Source organism: Dokdonella sp. (assembly GCF_041395345.1).
Lineage (GTDB): Bacteria > Pseudomonadota > Gammaproteobacteria > Xanthomonadales > Rhodanobacteraceae > Dokdonella.
The window spans coordinates 103,345-121,454 of record NZ_JAWLAR010000014.1 but is presented as its reverse complement, the minus strand read 5'-3'; the positions used below and the strand labels follow the sequence as shown (position 1 = coordinate 121,454).

Here is an 18,110-nt window from a genome sequence, read left to right as displayed (position 1 = left end):
CACGACGGCAAGCGCCATCGCCATGCTGGAATCCAGCGCCCAGGTGGAGACCAGCATCCTCGCCTATGCGGCGCCCACTGCCATGACGGCAGGCTCGATCAGCGTGCGCGTCAAGGTGACCAATCTCAGTGGCCACAAGTTGCCCACCGGGTACGCCGAAGGTCGGCGCATGTGGCTGAACGTCAAGGCGGTCAGCGACACCGATGCCGTCGTCGCCGAGAGCGCGGCCTACGACGCACTGACCGGCGATCTGACCCTCGATCCACAGGCCAAGGTCTACGAGACCCTGCAAGGCATCTGGACACCGGGAGCCCCGGGCGAATGCAAGACCGAAGAGGCGGGCAAGAAGCAGTTCCATTTCGTCCTGAACGACTGCATCGCCAAGGACAACCGCATTCCGCCGCTGGGCTTCAGCCCGGCCAGTCCCGGCGATGCCAATGGCGACGAGTTGCGTCCAGTCGGCTACACCTATCCGGAAACTTCTCCCGGTTCGGGCGTTCTGGTCAATTACGATTCCACCGACTACATCTTTGTCTTGCCAGCCGGCATGGACTTGCCGGTACGTGTGGATGCGGAGCTGCAGTTTCAGGTATCGAGCAAGGAGTACATCGAGTTCTTGCGCGACGAAGCGGTGGCAGCACCCGCGGTGCCCGCGGAAAACATGCTCTGCTCGGGTGGACCGGGTCGACCCTTCGATGTCGGTCCGCAGTCGGTGTCGCGAGGCGAATACATGTTCCAGCTGTGGAACAACCCCGCGTACGGCAAATCGCCGCCCAAGCGTGCGGGCAATATTTCCAGTGTCACGGGGCCCGGCTGATGACTGCAATTGAATCCCGCAACAGGCTCAAGAGCTCGACGTGGCTCGCTGGAGCTGCAAGAACATCAGGGGTTTGCACCGCACTGGTGATGATGGCGGTGTTGATCGGAGGCTGCGCGGATCGAACCGGATCCGAGGTGGTATCCGCCGACAATCATGCAGGCCGAATGACAGGTTATGTGGAGTCACGAAAAGTCACCGACTTCTGCCCGGACCAGGATCAGCGCGCCGACGATGAACGATGCACGGTGACGCATGGCTGGGACTATGATCGAGGTGTCAACATCGTTCGCACCTATGATCCCGCCGGAAAGATCATCAGCGAAGTGGAACCGCCCGGTGCCGACCTGAGCCTGACACCGGCAGAGAGCGCAAGAGTGGAAGCCCTTGTGCGTGCCGATCCGCGCACTCGCGACATCGTCAACAAGCCCGAGGTCATGTTCTGGGCGGGCGGTTTCGCCGTGCGCATGCCGGGTGATCCCTGGTGCGACCGCGGCTCGCGCTGCATTCGCGCCATAGCCGCCGTCGACGGTGGAAACACGGCTATTCTTCATTCAGTTGTGGACCTGATGACCGATCAAGTTGTTTATCCTGACTATCAGCCGCTGGGCGAGAAGCTCTCCGGCAACAACGGGGAAAATTGAAACATGAACATATGCAAGCGTTTGATGCTGGTGGCGATTCTTGTTCTTGTCGGAATGTCGACCGCGCAAGCGGGCGGTTCACCGACGTGCGTCTTTCCGGAGACCAAGCTGAGCTGGCCAGCGATCAATCCGATCTGGGAAATGTGCTGGCTTGATCCGGGCGACAGCGTCGGACCGCGCGGCTCGGGCATGGAGCTGCGCAACGTCTACTGGAACGGGCAACTGGTCATGCGCCGTGCACACGCGCCGATGCTTTTCGCCGAGTACAACGGAGGCCAGGGCGGCGACTGCTATCGCGACTGGAAGGATGAGCCAACGCCGACACTTGCCGCTGCTGTCGTGCAGAACCAGTTGGGCTCGATTCCGAACGGTGGCGAACCTGCGATCACCTCGTGCGATCGCTCGAATTCCCCCACCACTTCCTACGGCATCTGCCCGTTTTCGCTGACCATACCGGGCGGGTACAACTGCACGGCTGGATTGGCCATCGAAGACCTCGGTGATCATGTTCGGTTGACGGCGCAATATCGTGCCGACTGGTACATGTACGCCTCTCGATTCGAGTTTTATGCGGATGGCCGCATGATGCCGAGTTTCGGATTCGGCAATCGCAACGGAACCTTCAACAGCGTGACCCACTGGCACACGAATTATTGGCGCTTCGAATTCGACATCGATGGTCAGGGCAACAATTCCGTGAGTATCAATGGCGTCGACCAGACAACGGAATTTACCGATCTGCGTGATGCGACCGGTGGCCCGGGCGGAACGCAGACGACCTGGGAAGTTCGCAACCCGGTGACCGGCAACGGATATCGCCTTGCTCCTGGCGCGAACGACTATCTGGTCGGCACCAACGAGTCCGGGCGGAATTTCCACACCGTCGACTTCATGGCGACCCAGGCACACGCTGGCGAGTACGGCGATGACCCGAACTACGATCTGTTCGATTGCACGATGGACCAAAGCGCGCTGGTCAATGGCGAAAGCATCGCCAACAACAACCAGGCGATCTACTATCGGGTTTCCGTGCGCGATGCGACCGCCAACAGCTGGCCAAACGGGTGCAGCGGAGGCAGCTGCATTCCGCAGGATTCCATGATCTGCAAGAAGGCCGGTCCGACCCTCTATCCGATCGGCCCATGGAACGAATTCATCTTCGCCAACGGCTTTGACATCTTTGTGCCAGGAGCCAATCGGTTCCGGTGAGCCGATTCTGGAAATCCGGCATGAGCAGATATTCTTCCTGGGTATCGCGTCAGATCGTTGTTCTGGTAATGGCATCGGCAGCCTTGGCCGGCTGCCAGACCACTGCCACGAAGCTTGCGCAGGGTTCGCCGGAAGACCGGGAAGCGGGAACGAACGCCGACAAGCTGCGCCCGCTTTCCGCCTCATCGGGGGTTGGCGGGCGCAACGTCGACACCACCCTGTCGTCCGGAAGCATTCTGCTGCCCGACTATGTGCCCGTGCGGCGTTACCAGGACGTATTCACGCTTGATGGCGAAAACAAGCGGGTTCTCGTCGAATATGCCTGGGATTACCGCGCAGGTACGGCCGTCGAAAAGGTCTATGACGAGAGCGGGCTTGAGCTCCGGCGTACGCAATTGCCGGGTACGACGATCAGCTTCACCGATCGCGAGCTCGAATTGGCCATTGCTCTGACCCGCGAGGATCCGCGGCTTGCTGGCCTCTTCAAGCAGGGCGACATGAACTACTATGCGGGGTTCGCCTATCGCGAGCCCGATGATCCCGGTTGCGGAGAGGGATCCCGTTGCCTGCATGTGATTGTTTCCGAAGGCGATGGCCAGCGGCACGTGGCCCATTCCATAGTCGATCTGATGACTCGCCGCGTGATTCACCCACAACTGGATCCGGATCGGTTTCCGGATCTCATTCCAGGCAAATCCTGAGGGGAGCAACTCCTGTGAAAAAGCTGAGCTGCATGAAACTGGCCGGATTGGCGATTGCCGGACTCCTCGCCTCCGGTTCGGCCATGGCCGCCGGGGCCGACTGTGCCCTCTGGGGCGGAAACCTGGTGAAGTGGCCGGCCGCTAATCCCATCTGGGAGATGTGCTGGGTGCGGCCAAGCCAGAGCGTCGCAGCCGATGGGTCAGGGCTGGAACTACGCGATATCCATTACAAGGGCATCCTGGTGGCCAAGCGCCTGCATGCGCCGATCCTGTTTGCGGAGTACCGCAACAGCAGTACCTGCTACCGCGACTGGAAGGACGCGGATGCGACGTTTGCGGCTACTCCCCCTGTCCGCAACATGCTGGGAATTCCGGGGAGTTTCCTGGCCACGACTACCTGTGATGTTTCCCAGGCCGCCACGACTTCTTATGGAAGTTGTCCGTGGCCGGGACTGCCTGGCAGCCCGTTCACGTCGGGCGATTGCATGTCTGGCGGCGGTGTCTCCATCGAGGACATGGGTGACCATGTTGTCCTGACTTCGCAATATTCTGCTGCCTGGTACCAGTACACCGGGCGTTATGTGTTCTGGGCCAATGGCGACATCCAGCCAGAGTTCGGTTTTGGCAACCGGGACGGCACCAACAACAACCTCACCCACTGGCATCACAACTACTGGCGTTTCGATCTCGACATCGATGGCGCCGGCAACAACGCCATTCTTGCCAATGGCGTTCCCCAATCGACCGAATTCACCGGATTGCGCAGCCAGACAGGCGGCCCCGGCGGCGGGCCAACCTATTGGGACGTCATCACGACCAAGGGCGGCTACGGCTACCGAATCGTATCCGGCAGCAACGATTACAATCCACCGAACCAGTCCGGTCGTGGATTTCACACGATCGACGTGATTGGCAGCCGCTTTGTCAATAACGAATATGCGGACCAGGCGAACAACAACCTGGGCGATTGCACGATGGCTTCCGGAAACATAGCCAACAATCAGAGCATTGCGGATACGGACGTGGTGTTCTACTACCGAACGAGCGTTCGCGACGTGAATGGCACTGACTGGCCGCCCGGATGTTCCGGAGCCACGTGTGAGCCGCAGAACTCGATGGTTTGCAAGCAGGGCGGACCGACCATGACACAGATTGGAGACTGGCCCATCTTCCGCGACGGCTTCGAATAGCAGCGAGCCAGGGGCCTTGCTGGAAGCGTCAGCCCGTACCAAGCCAGAATCGGGCCCCTTGCAGATCCACATTGGAACTAGCGCCATGAAATCTCACAAGTACCTGTATTCCGCAGCAAGAATCGCCATCGCGTTCGCGGTATTTGCGGTCGGCCAGCCTGTCTTGTCGGCCAATGGGCAGGGGTATCCGGGCGATGCCCAGGCGACGCAGAACTGGTCTGCCTGGGGCGGCACGGTTGGCGTGCGCTGGAATCGTGACCTGGCCGGAGATCTGGGTCTGACGATCGAGCGACCCAGCGGGATGCTGCCGGAGTTGAGCTGGCGAGAGCATGAGCGTTTCGAACTGCGTCAGGCGGGCAGCCTCGAATTCAACGTCGGCAATGGCAACCTTCAATCCTTTGCTGGCGGTTCGCTGCAGGCGCGCGGCGGCTATGTCCTGAAAAGCGCAGCAGGCGACATCGATCTGACCGATTTCCGCATTCGCACGCGCGAGAACGATCCACTGGTGCTCGATCTGGTCGGCGCCGATGGACAGGCCTGGTTCTACATCGATCGCCTGATGTACGAAATCGTCGAAGACAACAGGATTCTCGCGGTGCGCGAGATGGATCTGCGCATCAGCCGGGCACTGGCCGTGCGGCTTGGCCATCCCGAAGTGGCGGATTGGGCCATCGCCGACATGCAGATGACCACCCAGGTGCTGCATCAGGGATCCGGTGCCGAACCGAATGGCGGCGGCGTATACGACTGGCATGGAACACAGGTGGCCGGTCAGCCGGCAGGGACTGTCTACCAGGCTGACCTGTTCATGCAGGTGTTCACGCCGCAATACAGCCGTTGCCTGGGTTGCACCGGAGTGTCGCCAAACAGTCAGGTTGTCTTCACGCCCAGTTCCACGCTCAGGAACAACGTCAACAACGGTTCCCCTGCAGCGACCATTCCGGGTGATCCGATGGGCACCAGCACGGCGCTGTGGACGGCCGATATTCCGTGGTATCAGAAGTTCTCAGGCACGTTTGCGCCGTATGGAAACGACCAGCATCCCTATCTGATCTGGAACATGTACCGGATCAATCCCGATGGCAGCATCGACCAGATTGGTCGGTCCGGCGTCAAGCACGCGTTCCTGACCACCAACCAGGGCTGTGCGTCGGGCCACGGCACCAATTCGCACGTGCTTGGCCGTCAATGTTCCGACACCTACGGTACCGGCAACAATGACAGCAACAACGATCTTGGGCCACGCTCCGAGATCATTCCCGCGACCAACCAGTGGGGGCGGTGCGGATCGATCTATGACACGAACTGCGATGGCAATTCGAATTCATCCGGCAATACCAGCTACTCGCAACGCCTGATCGTCGCCGAATCGCAGATCGCGTCCGCCAGCAACCCCGGAGCCAGCTACCTGTTCGAGTCCTGGTACCTCGCCCGCGAGGACATCAACATCTACAACTCGATGGCGACCAAGTCGGTGACGCCGAGCTGGACCGGATCAATCTGGAATATCGGCACTGGGACCAACTATCGGCTGGGTTCCGCTTTTGATCGCTGGTTCGAGCTTGCCGTGCCGGTATCAACAAAGGTCGAGCAGGAGCTCGCCAGCGCCGAGGGCCATGTCAAGGTGGGGGTCAAGGTATTCGATCTGGGCGGCGGCGCCTGGCGCTACGACTACGTGGTGATGAACTACGATTTCGCTCGGGCCTTCACGGAAGGCAGCGAGCCCAATCTGCGCGTCGTGCACAACTTCGGCTTCGATCGATTCAGCCTGCCCGTTGCAGCCGGTATCAATATCAGCAGCCTGAACTTCAGCGATGGGGACATGGATTCCGGCAATGACTGGACTGCTTCCAGCGCTGGCGGAAACGTGACATGGACCGCTCCGGCGAATCCGAATCCGCCGGCGAATACGCCAGCGGTTTTGAATCCGCTCAACTGGGGCACGCTGTATCGCTTCTCGTTTGTTGCCAACGGCCCTTCGGGCCCAGGCAGCGCCAGCCTGCACATCGCCCAGAGTGGTCTGCCGGCCAGCCTCAGTACAACATTGCTGGTGCCGGTCAACGACGTGATATTCGCCCACGGTTTCGAATCGCCGTAACCAGCAACCAACCGCGTTTCAGCGGATGGACGTGCGCGCTCGGCGCTCGGGTCAGGCACGAGCGGGCGCGTGGCGCCCGCCTGGCCCGAAGGATTAAAGTTGGTCAGGAGCCGGGGGCAAATCGCAGCGAGTGGCGTGCAGGTCCGGGCAGGAATGGAGTCGGTTTTCCTTCGACCCAATCCTGATGACCCGCGCCATAGTAGGGTGAGAGAGGGTGGCCGCTTTGTCCGCCCGGCAATTCGAAATAACCGTTCTCCTCGTCGCCGGGCGCGACGGCAAAGCGCTCCGATGCGCCGAATTTCGGTCCCTGTACGCGCGGCATGTTGCTGTCGCCGGGCAACCGGTCGGCGGGCATGTCGAGATGGCGTGAAATGAAGCCGGGCAAGGCGCGCGACAGCGGATGAGTAATGCGGGCCATGTTGCGTTCGCCCCAGGTCCTCACTTCGATACCCCCGGGATGCGACTCGAGGCGCGCGGCCACGCGATCCAGGCAGGCCATCTGCAAGGCCTCCCAACTCGGATAGTTCGGTGGCAACAGATGCAGCGGCTGTTTCTCGAGCAACATCCAGATTGCATGTTCAGCCTGACCCAGCTTGGGCATCTCGAAATCCGGATAACGTACACGCACGGCACCGGCAAATGCATCGAGCACCGTGTCCTTCACTTCATTGCGCCAGGCTCGAACGATCCGGTAGCTGACCGAGTCGATCGATGCCCGACCCTCCCAATCCGCAAGCGATTGCTGGATCTTCGCCCGCTGCGGCGTCCCCGCGCTGTGCTCGAGCAGCTTGACCAGCCTTTTCCGCCACGGATCGAGAAACACGGCGCGGTCATCCAGCTGGATCTCGAGCATGTCGGTCGGGGTGAATTGTTCCTTGCCAAGCAGGTCATCGCGAATCTGTTGCTGGCGCGCGCCGAGGTCGTAGCCGCCATCCCCGAGCACGTCCAGATGCCTGCCTTCGTCGACAATGCGCGCGTTGGCCGTCCACAGTCGCTGCCAGGGTGGATTTGATATCAACGGATAATCGGCCGTGGCCAGCCATCCGTTCCAGCCGGTTTCCGGCGTACTCCAGTCTGCGGGCAGGCGTGGATCGAATCCGCCCACCCGGACCGGAATGCGCCCGGCAATAGTCCAGGCAATGCTGCCGAAGCGGTCCGCGACGAGAAAATTCTGGGCGGGCATGCCGGCGTTCTGGGCAATGGCGATGCCTTCGTCGGATGTCTCTGCCAGTTCAAGGCGCAGCAACTCCAGGTTTACTGCACCCTCGCGGTGTGCAGTCCATGCCAGGGCGAGCGGTGTGCCGTCGGCGTCGCTGGCAAGGATCGGGCCCCACTGTGTTTCCTTGATCTCAAGTACGTCAGGTGCCGAGCCCTTGACCAGGATCGTCTCCGACTGGGTGGCGATGGGCGCGCTGCCCGCGGCGGTCAGGTAGCGATCCGCATCATCCGGGTCGGCAACGACGCGAACCCAATCGGTGAAATCTCCGTAGCTGTTGGTAAAGCCCCAGGCGATCGAGCGGTTGCTCCCGGCGACAATCGCGGGCGTACCCGGCAGGCTGGCGCCTGAGACGTCGACGGTTTCGCCCGGACGGCGTGTATTCGGATAGATCAGACGGGCACGAAACCAGAGCCCGGGCACGCCCAGCCCGAGGTGCATGTCGTTTGCGAGCAGGGCAGGCCCGCCAGCCAGGGCGCCGTTCACGGCAAAACTGTTGCTGCCAGGAACGTCATCGGAGCCGGCTGTCCCGTTTCGCAACAGGGAGGCGTCGAGCGCACGCAGGTCGAGGTCGGTGGCAGGCGGCGGATCCGGCCAGCGCATGGGTGGTCCAGTCAGCGGCGCATCCCAGCGACCGCCGGTGGCGGAAAGAAACTGCCAGGCCGAATCCGGCAGGGCATCGCGCATGCGTGCGAACGCGAGCTCGCGCGTGTTGGCGGCGTCGTTCAGGGTGAAGTACATGGCATCGACAACAAGCACGGTGTCCGCGCTGGCCCAGGGGCGCGGTCGGGTGCCGGTCAGCAGATATGCAAATGGACGAGTGCCCAGATCGTTCAGTCCGGCATTGACGCCATCCCGATAGCGCTCGATCTGCGCGCGCTCGGATTCCGGCAACAGGGCAAGGGCCGCCTCGGCGCGTGCGCGCATGCGATGCGCCCGGGCGCGTCGATCAATCGGCAGCGCAGCCGCACCGAACAGCTCGGCCAGTTCGCCGGCGGCGCTGCGGCGCATCAGGTCCATCTCGAAAAACCGTTCCTGCGCATGCACATAGCCCAGTGCCCAGGTAACATCGTTTCGACTCGAGCCGGTGATGGTCACCGTGCCACGCTCATCACGATCGAGCGTGGTCTCGGCGCCCACTTCAGAGGTGACGACAAGGCCATCCAGTTGCGGCAGGCTTCCGCGAAGAAGCAGCCAGCCCGTGATGGTCAAGGCGATGACCAGTAGCGAAAGGGCGACAAGAACGCGGACCAGCCAGCGTGTGGACTTCTTCATCAGGCGGCTCCGTTCGTCATGCGCTGGTCTCGATGCGTTCGACGCGCTGGAAGCCGCGGGGCAACAGACTGCCGCGCGTGGCGCGGTTGCCGCCGTACTCAACCAGGTCGGCCCACTTCAGAATCAGCTTGCGTTGCCCGGCGAACAGCGTGGCTTCGCCCTTGCCTTCAGCAACGACGGCCACACCCACCACGCGTTCGCCGGCAGCCAGTTTGGGCTTCGGGATCTCGATCAGCTTGTTGCCCTTGCCGCCGTTGTCGAGCTCGGGCAGTTCGGCAACCGAGAACATCAGCAGATGTCCCGAACTGGTGGCGACGACAATGCGGTCGCGAGCGGAATCCTCGACTATCGCCGGGTTCAGCACGTGGGCCTTTTCGTCCAGGTTCATGAGCTGCTTGCCGGCCTTCTTGGTGCCCAGCAGGTTCTCGAAGCGGGTCACGAAGCCGTAACCCAGCGTCGAGGCGAGTACCAGGCGCGTGCCGGGTTCGGCAATCGCCACGGTATCGAACTGGGCTCCTGCCGGAAGGCTGAATCGCCCGCTGAGCGGCTCACCGTTGCCGCGCGCCGATGGCAGCGAATGCGCGGGCGCAGAGTAGCTGCGTCCGGTAGAGTCGATGAACGCGGCATGTTGTGTCGTGCGTCCTCTGGCGAAGGCCAGCAAGCTGTCGCCTTCGCGGTAGTTCAAGGCCGCTGCGTCGAGTTCATGTCCTTTGCCGGCACGTACCCAGCCCTTGACCGAAAGCACGATCGTGGTCGGCTCGCTGGTCACCAGGGCTGCCTCGTCGAGGGCCTGTGCCGCGGCACGGGCAACAAGCGGCGAACGCCGGTCGTCACCGAACTTCATCGCATCGTCGCGCAACTCGTCCTTGATCAGCGTCTTCAGGCGTGCCTTCGAATTCAGCAGAACGTTGATCCTCGCGCGCTCAAGCTCGAGCTCCTCGCGTTCCGCATTGATCTTCATTTCTTCAAGTCGCGCCAACTGACGCAGGCGCGTTTCAAGAATGTAGTCGGCCTGTTCCTCGCTGAGCGCGAAGCGCTTCATGAGCACCGGCTTGGGTTCGTCTTCGCTGCGGACGATGCGGATAACCTCGTCGAGATTGAGGTAGGCAATGCGCAAGCCTTCGAGCAGGTGCAGGCGGCGTTCGACTTTCTCGAGTCGATGCTGCAGGCGCCGAGTTACCGTATCCGTGCGGAAGCGCAGCCATTCGGTGAGGATCTGTTTGAGGTTCTTGACCTGCGGTCGTCCGTCCAGACCAATCATGTTCAGATTGACACGGTAGCTCTTTTCGAGGTCCGTGGTGGCGAACAGATGAGGCATGAGCTCGTCCGCATCAATCCGGCTGGAACGCGGGATCAGGACCAGACGGATCGGATTTTCATGATCGGATTCATCACGCACGTCCTCGATCATCGGCAGTTTCTTCGCCCGCATCTGCGCCGCGAGCTGCTCGATGATTTTCGATGGGGAAACCTGGTGCGGCAACGCCGTGATGACGATGTTGGCATCCTCGCGCTGATAGATGGCTCGAGCACGCAGTGAACCGTTTCCGGTCGAGTACAGGTTGAGCAGTTCACTCCTTGGCGTGATGATTTCCGCTTCGGTCGGATAGTCCGGGCCGCGAACGTGCTCGCAGAGATCTTCGATGCTGGCGTTCGGTTCGTCGAGGAGGCGAATGCAGGCGGTGGCGACTTCGCGAAGATTGTGCGGAGGTATGTCGGTTGCCATGCCGACGGCGATGCCGGTGGTGCCATTGATCAGGACGTGCGGAATGCGCGCCGGCATCCAGGCCGGTTCCTTCAGGGTGCCATCGAAGTTGGGTGTCCAGTCGACCGTCCCCTGGCCGAGTTCCTCGAGCAGGGCTTCGGCAATCGGGGTCAGCTTCGACTCGGTGTAGCGCATGGCCGCGAACGATTTCGGATCATCCTGCGAGCCGAAGTTGCCCTGGCCGCCAACGAGCGGGTAGCGGTAGGAAAACGGTTGCGCCATCAGCACCATGGCTTCGTAGCAGGCGTTGTCGCCATGCGGATGGAACTTGCCGATCACGTCGCCAATCGTGCGCGCCGATTTTTTCGGCTTTGCTCCCGCACTGAGGCCGAGCTCGCTCATCGAATAAATGATACGGCGCTGGACCGGCTTGAGACCGTCGCCGATAAACGGCAGCGCTCGGTCGAGCACAACGTACATCGAGTAGTCGAGATAGGCGCGCTCGGCGTAGTCCTTGAGCGCGATCTGTTCGTAGTTGCCTTGCAGAGTCATGATTTCCGGATTCGATGCGTTTGCGGGAGGGGCGACGCGAGCCGCGAATTGTGCCGGATCGGGACCCGTCGCGCACGGCTGCCGCTTGCGCCAGGTGAGCGCTACCCGGAGACTTGAGCCGTCGCTGACCCCGATGCCTGACAGGCGGACTTTCGGCCCCTGCCACTGTAAGGAAACGCCCAAGATGCCGGTCCAATCGACCATGAGCAGTCGCCAACACCAGTTCGAAGCCCTTGTGCGTGGACACTCCACCGACCTGTACCGCTATGCGTACTGGTTGTGTGGCCAGGATGCACTGGCTCAGGACCTGGTCCAGGACACGTTTCTGCGAGCCTGGCGTGCGCTCGACAATCTGCGCGAGGTCGCTGCGGTCAAGGCCTGGTTGATCACGATTCTGCGTCGCGAGCATGCGCGATTGTTCGAGCGCAAGGCGATGCCGTCCGATGACATCGACGATCTCGACTTGCCGGACCCGCAGCCGACGCCGGAACGCCGTACCGAGGAGTCGGCGCTGCGCCGGGCCATCGCCGAACTGGATCCGAAGTATCGAGAGCCGCTTGTCTTGCAGGTCCTCGGTGGTTTTTCCTGCGCCGAGATCGCCGAGCAACTCGGCCTTGGCGAAGCGGCCGTGATGACCCAATTGTTTAGGGCACGCCAGAAACTTAAGGGGCAACTGGGTCTGGATGACCCGGTAGCCGAGGTGAGTGAGCTATGAATTGCCTTGAATTCCGCCGACATCTGGGCAGCGAGCCAGCCAGTCGCCTTGATGCCTTTGTTGCGCACCGGGAGTCCTGCCCGAATTGTGCTGCGGCCAGCGCACGCGCCGATGCGCTCGAGATTCGCCTGCGGCGCGCGATCAACCTGACCGTTCCGGGCAACCTCGCTGATCGCATCCTGCTGGCGCAGACGACCGAGAAGCGCCAGGTTGCACGCAACCGCAGTCGTGCGCGCGGGTTCGGTGCATTGATTCTTGCCGCCGCAGCATCGGTTGTCGTTGCCCTGATCGCCTTGCCAGGGAGGCAGCAATCCCCGCCCGAGCTGTCGAACCTGGTCGTCGAGCACTTGCATCATCATGACGTGGGAAGTGCGGAGACAGGCAATCCGGTCGGCAAGGACGCCGTTATCGACGCGTTCGCGGCGCGCGGTGTCGTGTTGTCGGCGGTTCCGCAAGGCATCAACTACGTGCACCTGTGCCCGGCAGGTCCTTACCGAACCGTGCACATGGTCATGCCCGAGCCCAGCGGCGCAGTCAGTGTCTTCTACGTGGTCGATCCGCCATCGCGTGAACGCGCTGATTTCGAAAAGGATGGCATGCGCGGCCGCGAAGTTCCGATCGGGAATGGCGCTTTGGTCATGCTGGCCAGCGACAGTCGTGATTTCGACGCCATAGAGACGGTCTGGAAATCCGCGCTGATCGAAGGTGTCGCGAATGTTCCGCCGCCGAATCCGGAGGACGAGATCCCCCCGTCGGTCATGCGTCTGCAGTACGCCGCACCCTGATGCAACTCAAGACAACCACCAGGTCGGATTCCATGATTCCGGCCAGGGTCCGCTCATGCCCGGGATATGCCGTGGCCAAACTGGAGATCTGAAAATGAAGCCCATCGTCGATGCATTGATCAACTGGCCCGAGCGTGTCTCGGCGTACTTCGCCTGGCTGGGTCCGCTGGTGGCCAGAATTACCGTCGGCTGGGTCTTTCTCTGGGCTGGCTGGGGAAAGCTCGGCGCCTTGCCTCAAGTCACCGAGAATTTCCGCGAGTGGGGTGTCATGGCGCCCGAGATCATGGCGCCGTTTGTCTCCGGACTGGAGTTCGTGGGCGGCATCATGCTGCTACTTGGATTGTGCACCCGAATCTTTTCCGCGCCGCTGATCGTGGTCATGGTCGTCGCGATCAAGTCGGTATTCTGGGATCAGGTCGATTCGCTCGACTATTTGCTGGGATTGAGCGAGTTTGCCTATCTTGCAATCTTTCTCTGGCTCAGCGTGGCAGGCCCGGGCACCGTCTCGCTTGATCATGTGCTGCAGCGCAGCGTCGACCAGCGCAGCCAATGAAGGCATTGGCCGCAACGAGCAATCGGTGAAAGATTGTGCGTGAATGCCGGGTCTCATGCCCTGCGCATTCGCGCTGTTCGTCAAATCGTCATGGTGAAAGCGCGCACTAGAGGCGCATGGATCCAATACCGGCCCGTGTACGGATTTTCCGTCAGGCCGCAACACTGCAACTACACTTGGAGAACATCACAATGAACAATCTCAGCGCTGGAATTTCAGGATTCAGTCTCGCTCTCGTGGCAGCCAGTCTCGCCGGTGCCTCCGGGCAGGTGCTTGCCGGTGATGCCGCCGCAAAGGCCGAAGTCGGGCACTGCATGGGCGTGAATGCGTGCAAGGGCCACAACGGCTGCAAGACGGCCGAGAACGCCTGCAAGGGCAAGGCCGGTTGCAAGGGCACGGGTTTCGTCGCAACGACCGAGGCCGCTTGTACCGCAATGGGCGGCAAGATGGACAAGACCGCAGGCATGGCCATGGCCGAACAGACCGACGTCGTGAAATGCTACGGCGCAAATGCGTGCAAGGGTCACAATGACTGCAAGACCGCCGACAACGCCTGCAAGGGCCAGGGTGGTTGCAAGGGCCAGGGTTTTGTCGCCATTCCGGCCAGCACTTGCGCCGACGTAGGCGGCACCACCAAGTCCTGATGAGAAATCGCGCCGCCGGCGTGAATATGCCGATGCCCGAAGCTCCGGCTTCGGGCATCCGCCCGTGGCATGGTTATGGACTGGGTTTGCGTACCGAGCACTTTGACGCGGTCTTGCAGGAAGACCCGAAAGTTGACTGGTTCGAGATCATCTCCGAGAACTTCATGGTCGCAGGCGGCAAGCCGCGCCACTATCTCGATGCCATTCGCTCGCGCTATCCGATTGCCATGCACGGGGTTTCGCTTTCGATCGGCAGCACGGATCCGCTTGATCGGGACTATCTGCGTGGCCTGCGCGACCTGGCCAGTCATGTCGAACCGATCTGGATCTCCGATCACCTGTGCTGGACCGGATACGGCGGCATCAACAGCCATGATCTGTTGCCGCTGCCCTACACGGAAGAAGCCATCGCTCATGTGACCGCCAGGATTTCCGAAGTTCAGGATTTTCTTGGCCGTGAAATACTCATCGAGAATGTTTCGACCTATGTCGGCTTTGCCGATGCCGAGATGGACGAGGCCGCGTTTCTCGCAGAGATCGTGCGCCGAAGCGGTTGTCGAATCCTGCTTGACGTCAACAACATCTACGTCAGCTCGCGCAATCACGGCTACGATGCCGACGCCTATGTGGCCTCCTTGCCAGCGGACAGGATCTGGCAAATCCATTTGGCCGGGCACAGCGACTACGGCGACTATGTGATCGACACCCACGACCACCCGGTTCGCACGGAAGTGTGGGATCTCTATGCGCGCACCCTCGAGCGGATTGGTCCGGTTACCACGATGATCGAGCGCGACGACCACATTCCGCCGTTGGCCGAACTGGTCGCCGAACTCGATCAGGCGCGGCGGATCGGCGCCAAGCTGGATGCAGCAGTCCGCATGGAAGCATGCGCATGACTGCGCTTCGCGAACTGGAACGTCACTTCCTCGGCCACGTTCGGGGTGGCCAGGTGTTTCCGCGCAGCTGGTGCGGGCAGGGCAGCGTGGACAGCAATGTGGGACTCGCCATCTATGCAAATGCCTATCAGGCACGATTGAACGAGGCGCTCGAATCGGATCATCCCGTCCTGTCGGTCTACCTGGGCGATTCGCTGTGGTCGGAATTCTGCACGCGATTTGTCCACGACTGTCCATCGCGCGTGCGCTCGTTGCGAGACTTCGGGCAGCAGGCCCCCGACTGGCTGACCAGGAATGAACCGTTCTCTGCGCACCCTCTGATCGCCGAACTGGCCGCGTTCGAACGCCTGCTGCTCGATGCATTCGATGCGGCCGACGCGCCGCGCCTGCAATGGTCCAGCATGCAGCAACGGCCGCCGGATTCCTGGCCACGACTGCGACTGCGATTTCATCCAAGCGTCCGGCTGCTGGAAACCCGCTGCAACACGGTGGAAGTGTGGCGGGCGTTGAAGAACGAAGAGGCTCCGCCAGCAGCTACCGAGTCAACAGCGCCCGCGCATCTGATCTGGCGTGACGAGGAACGCATTTCCCGCTTTCGCCCGGTCGACCCTGTTGAACTGGCTGCATTGAAAATCTGCCTCGGCGATGCAGGAAACTTCGCCCAGCTCTGCGAGCGGCTGGCGCAGACGCATCCCGTCGATCAAGTCCCTTCGCTGGCGATCGATTGTCTGCGCCGATGGGTCGATGAGGGCGCAATCGCAGGAACAGACGAACGCTGAGCGGGGATTGCTTCAGTGCGGCAGGAAGTCGTTGGGTTCGATCAGCTTCCAGTCGGGCATGTCGCTTGCACACTGGCGCAGCAGTGCGCTGTGGCCAGCGCCATACACCACGATGACGCGATCACCCGGTTCGACCATCTGGGCAAGCCTTGCGCAGATTTGCAGGTTGCGCATGGTCCACTGTCCGACCAGTTCAGCGCCAGGCTGTGTCTTGCCATCTCCCATGAAAAGCAGGTTCATGTAGAAGCTGGAATCGTCACGAATGGCTTGCGCTGTATTCATCGAGTAGAGAAGCTGTCCAATGGTCGATGTCTGCTGCCTTGCACTGAACGCCTGCATCCTTTTCTCAACGTCACTGCTTGCCTGCTCCAGCTCCGCATATCGACCTGCCTTCTTCGCGAAGGCTTCCACGGCTTCGTAGGGAAAATTGCCGTCGACGTCGATGCCATGGACTTCGGCGAGATTCAGTTTCTTCGCGAGGCGAAAGGCAATCTGGTCGATCTCATTGCGACTTTCCTGGCGCTCTCCGGCCAGGTAATCGTGATATACAGGGACGGTGTGATTCGGTTGGTCGTCTGCATTGCGCTCGACTGCTACGCGATTTGGCCTGAAACGAGCCAGGCTGTCGACAACGTCCTTCAACTGCTTCTGGCGCTCTGGCGCGAGCACGTCATCCGCTTTCATGTTGTGCAGATCGAGGCCGGGATTGCCCATGTGGTAGGTGCCGAGGATCATGACCTCGACAGGCGCCCCGGCACTGGCCGTAGTCGCCAGGATCAGGCTCAGAAAAGCGGTTGCGGCTCGCGACATGTCGGCTCTCCGTTGCAATCGTCCCTCAGATGCGGGATGCATGCGGAGGGTTTAAGGCAACGCTGAACAAGTGGCGCAACCGTCACGACGTCTGTCTGCGTGCAGATCGCGGTGCGCTGACGCAGATGGACCGGCCGTCTCGGCAACTGCTCCTGCGTTGCTCTACCTCCTGCATCCATGCAGTCGCTTCGAGGCAGCGCAAAAAGGAGCTGCGCGCTGACAGGCGTCGCCTGGCAGATTGGTTCTCTACTGAAACAGGTGGCTTTCAGAAGGCCCGCCAGCCGCACCGCGAGTCTTGCCAAGGCCACCCGCCTTCACTTCGCCTCGCAGCACGACGGGCAGACCTTCTGAATGCCATGACGATTGCGCCACTTGTTCAGCGTTGCCTTGATCAGCGTTGAGCCGGATATCCGCCCGGGACACCTTGCGGACTGAAAACCATCTGCCAGAGCTGGTCGCGTCGGGAACGAAAGCTTGCTGCCGAAGCAGAAAGATAGAATCGCCACATCCTGCGGAAACGTTCGTCATAGCGAGCCGACAAGTCGGGCCAGGCCCGATCGAAATTCTCGATCCACGCCATCAGCGTTCGATCATAGTCCGGGCCGAATCCGTGCCAGTCTTCCAGAACGAAATGCCTTTCTGCCGCCCTTGCGATCTGCGCAGCCGACGGGATCATGGAATTGGGGAAAATATATTTTTCTATCCATGGATCGGTGTGGTTCGATGAGGTGTTTCCACCTATCGTGTGCAGCAGGGTCAGGCCATCGTCGGTCAGGCAGCGCCGCACGACATCAAAGTAGTTTGCGTAGTTCTTCTTGCCGACGTGCTCGAACATGCCGATCGAGTAGACGCGGTCGAATTTCTCATTGATTTCGCGATAGTCCTGCACGCGAATTTCCACTGGCAGGTCCGTGCAAAGCATGCGTGCGTATTCGGCCTGTTCCACGGAAACCGTGATGCCGACGCCGACAACGCCATGGCGTTGCGCTGCAAACTGCAGTGCTTCCCCCCAGCCGCAGCCGATGTCGAGGACGCGCATGCCGGGCTTGAATCCCAGTTTTCTGCAGATCAGGTCCAGCTTGGCTTCCTGAGCCTGGTCCAGGGTCTCGGAGGAAGGCCAGTAGGCACAGCTGTAGACCAGGCGCTTGCCCAACATGGCGTGGAAGAGATCATTGCCGAGGTCATAGTGTCGCTTGGCGATCGTATAGGCACGCTTTCCGCGCTGCAGATTCAGAAGCTCGGACTTGATCCACAAGCGCACGTCGTCAAGGCGTGCGGCGCGTTCATCCACACGCGCCACCAGAAGCCGATGGATGAACCCGTCCAGGTCATCCGTATCCCACTGGCCGTCCATGTAGGATTCGCCGAGGCCAAGCGAGCCGTGCGAAATGACACGCGCATAGAAGGCGTCGTCGTTGACGCGAAGGTCCCAGGGCGCGCCGCCGTCAACCTCGACGCCACAGTCCGCAAGCAGGGCGGTGACTCGTGATTTCAGGTCGGCTCTGGGCATGGCGGCAT

At 61.2% G+C, this 18,110-nt stretch carries 16 protein-coding genes; 12 read left to right on the top strand and 4 right to left on the bottom strand.

Features of this window, described 5'->3' with window-relative positions:
* From R3F00_RS13655 to R3F00_RS13630, 6 genes are all read left to right on the top strand, one after another.
* A partial coding sequence (locus R3F00_RS13655) for a hypothetical protein (RefSeq protein WP_371282350.1) occupies positions 1–817 on the top strand: 817 nt, incomplete at its 5' end.
* Complete coding sequence (locus R3F00_RS13650; protein WP_371282349.1) at positions 742–1,461, top strand: hypothetical protein; 720 nt, start codon at positions 742–744, stop codon at positions 1,459–1,461. The genes R3F00_RS13655 and R3F00_RS13650, both read left to right, overlap by 76 nt.
* A gap of 3 nt (positions 1,462–1,464) precedes the next feature.
* Entirely contained in the window at positions 1,465–2,670 is a 1,206-nt protein-coding gene (locus tag R3F00_RS13645) for a hypothetical protein (protein ID WP_371282348.1), read from the top strand.
* A 20-nt stretch (positions 2,671–2,690) separates the two neighbouring features.
* Positions 2,691–3,371 (top strand): hypothetical protein, encoded by a 681-nt coding sequence (locus R3F00_RS13640; RefSeq protein ID WP_371282347.1) that lies wholly within the window; start codon positions 2,691–2,693, stop codon positions 3,369–3,371.
* Positions 3,372–3,385: 14 nt separating this feature from the next.
* Positions 3,386–4,561 carry a hypothetical protein gene (locus tag R3F00_RS13635; RefSeq protein ID WP_371282346.1) on the top strand — a complete coding sequence of 392 codons (1,176 nt, stop codon included), beginning with the start codon at positions 3,386–3,388 and terminating at the stop codon, positions 4,559–4,561.
* An 85-nt stretch (positions 4,562–4,646) separates the two neighbouring features.
* Entirely contained in the window at positions 4,647–6,659 is a 2,013-nt protein-coding gene (locus tag R3F00_RS13630) for a hypothetical protein (protein WP_371282345.1), read from the top strand.
* Between the two features lie 103 nt (positions 6,660–6,762).
* On the opposite strand, the gene R3F00_RS13625 is transcribed toward R3F00_RS13630, so the two are convergent.
* Positions 6,763–9,150, bottom strand: coding sequence for a penicillin acylase family protein (locus tag R3F00_RS13625; protein ID WP_371282344.1), 2,388 nt, complete (start codon positions 9,148–9,150; stop codon positions 6,763–6,765).
* Positions 9,151–9,166: 16 nt separating this feature from the next.
* Entirely contained in the window at positions 9,167–11,407 is a 2,241-nt protein-coding gene (gene parC / locus R3F00_RS13620; protein WP_371282343.1) for a DNA topoisomerase IV subunit A, read from the bottom strand.
* Between parC and R3F00_RS13615 the strand changes: the two genes are divergently transcribed.
* The 6 genes from R3F00_RS13615 (at position 11,406) to R3F00_RS13590 (ending at position 15,782) form a co-directional block, all read left to right on the top strand.
* Entirely contained in the window at positions 11,406–12,122 is a 717-nt protein-coding gene (locus tag R3F00_RS13615) for a sigma-70 family RNA polymerase sigma factor (RefSeq protein ID WP_371282342.1), read from the top strand. The genes parC and R3F00_RS13615 overlap by 2 nt on opposite strands.
* A complete protein-coding gene (locus R3F00_RS13610) occupies positions 12,119–12,907 on the top strand; it encodes a DUF3379 family protein (RefSeq protein WP_371282341.1) in 789 nt (262 codons plus the stop codon). The genes R3F00_RS13615 and R3F00_RS13610 overlap by 4 nt, the downstream gene beginning before the upstream one ends.
* Positions 12,908–13,001: 94 nt before the next feature.
* A complete protein-coding gene (locus R3F00_RS13605) occupies positions 13,002–13,460 on the top strand; it encodes a DoxX family protein (RefSeq protein ID WP_371282340.1) in 459 nt (152 codons plus the stop codon).
* 191 nt (positions 13,461–13,651) lie between these two features.
* Positions 13,652–14,104: a hypothetical protein gene (locus R3F00_RS13600; RefSeq protein ID WP_371282339.1), complete on the top strand. Its 453-nt coding sequence runs from the start codon at positions 13,652–13,654 to the stop codon at positions 14,102–14,104.
* Between the two features lie 26 nt (positions 14,105–14,130).
* Entirely contained in the window at positions 14,131–15,003 is an 873-nt protein-coding gene (locus R3F00_RS13595; protein ID WP_371282352.1) for a DUF692 domain-containing protein, read from the top strand.
* The gene (locus R3F00_RS13590) at positions 15,000–15,782 is read left to right on the top strand and encodes a DUF2063 domain-containing protein (RefSeq protein WP_371282338.1); all 783 of its coding nucleotides are present in this window, start codon (positions 15,000–15,002) and stop codon (positions 15,780–15,782) included. Before R3F00_RS13595 ends, R3F00_RS13590 begins: the two co-directional genes overlap by 4 nt.
* A 12-nt stretch (positions 15,783–15,794) precedes the next feature.
* On the opposite strand, the gene R3F00_RS13585 is transcribed toward R3F00_RS13590, so the two are convergent.
* Positions 15,795–16,592 carry a DUF5694 domain-containing protein gene (locus R3F00_RS13585; RefSeq protein WP_371282337.1) on the bottom strand — a complete coding sequence of 266 codons (798 nt, stop codon included), beginning with the start codon at positions 16,590–16,592 and terminating at the stop codon, positions 15,795–15,797.
* A gap of 391 nt (positions 16,593–16,983) precedes the next feature.
* Positions 16,984–18,102 (bottom strand): cyclopropane fatty acyl phospholipid synthase, encoded by a 1,119-nt coding sequence (cfa, locus tag R3F00_RS13580; protein WP_371282336.1) that lies wholly within the window; start codon positions 18,100–18,102, stop codon positions 16,984–16,986.
* Between the last annotated feature and the right edge of the window lie 8 nt (positions 18,103–18,110).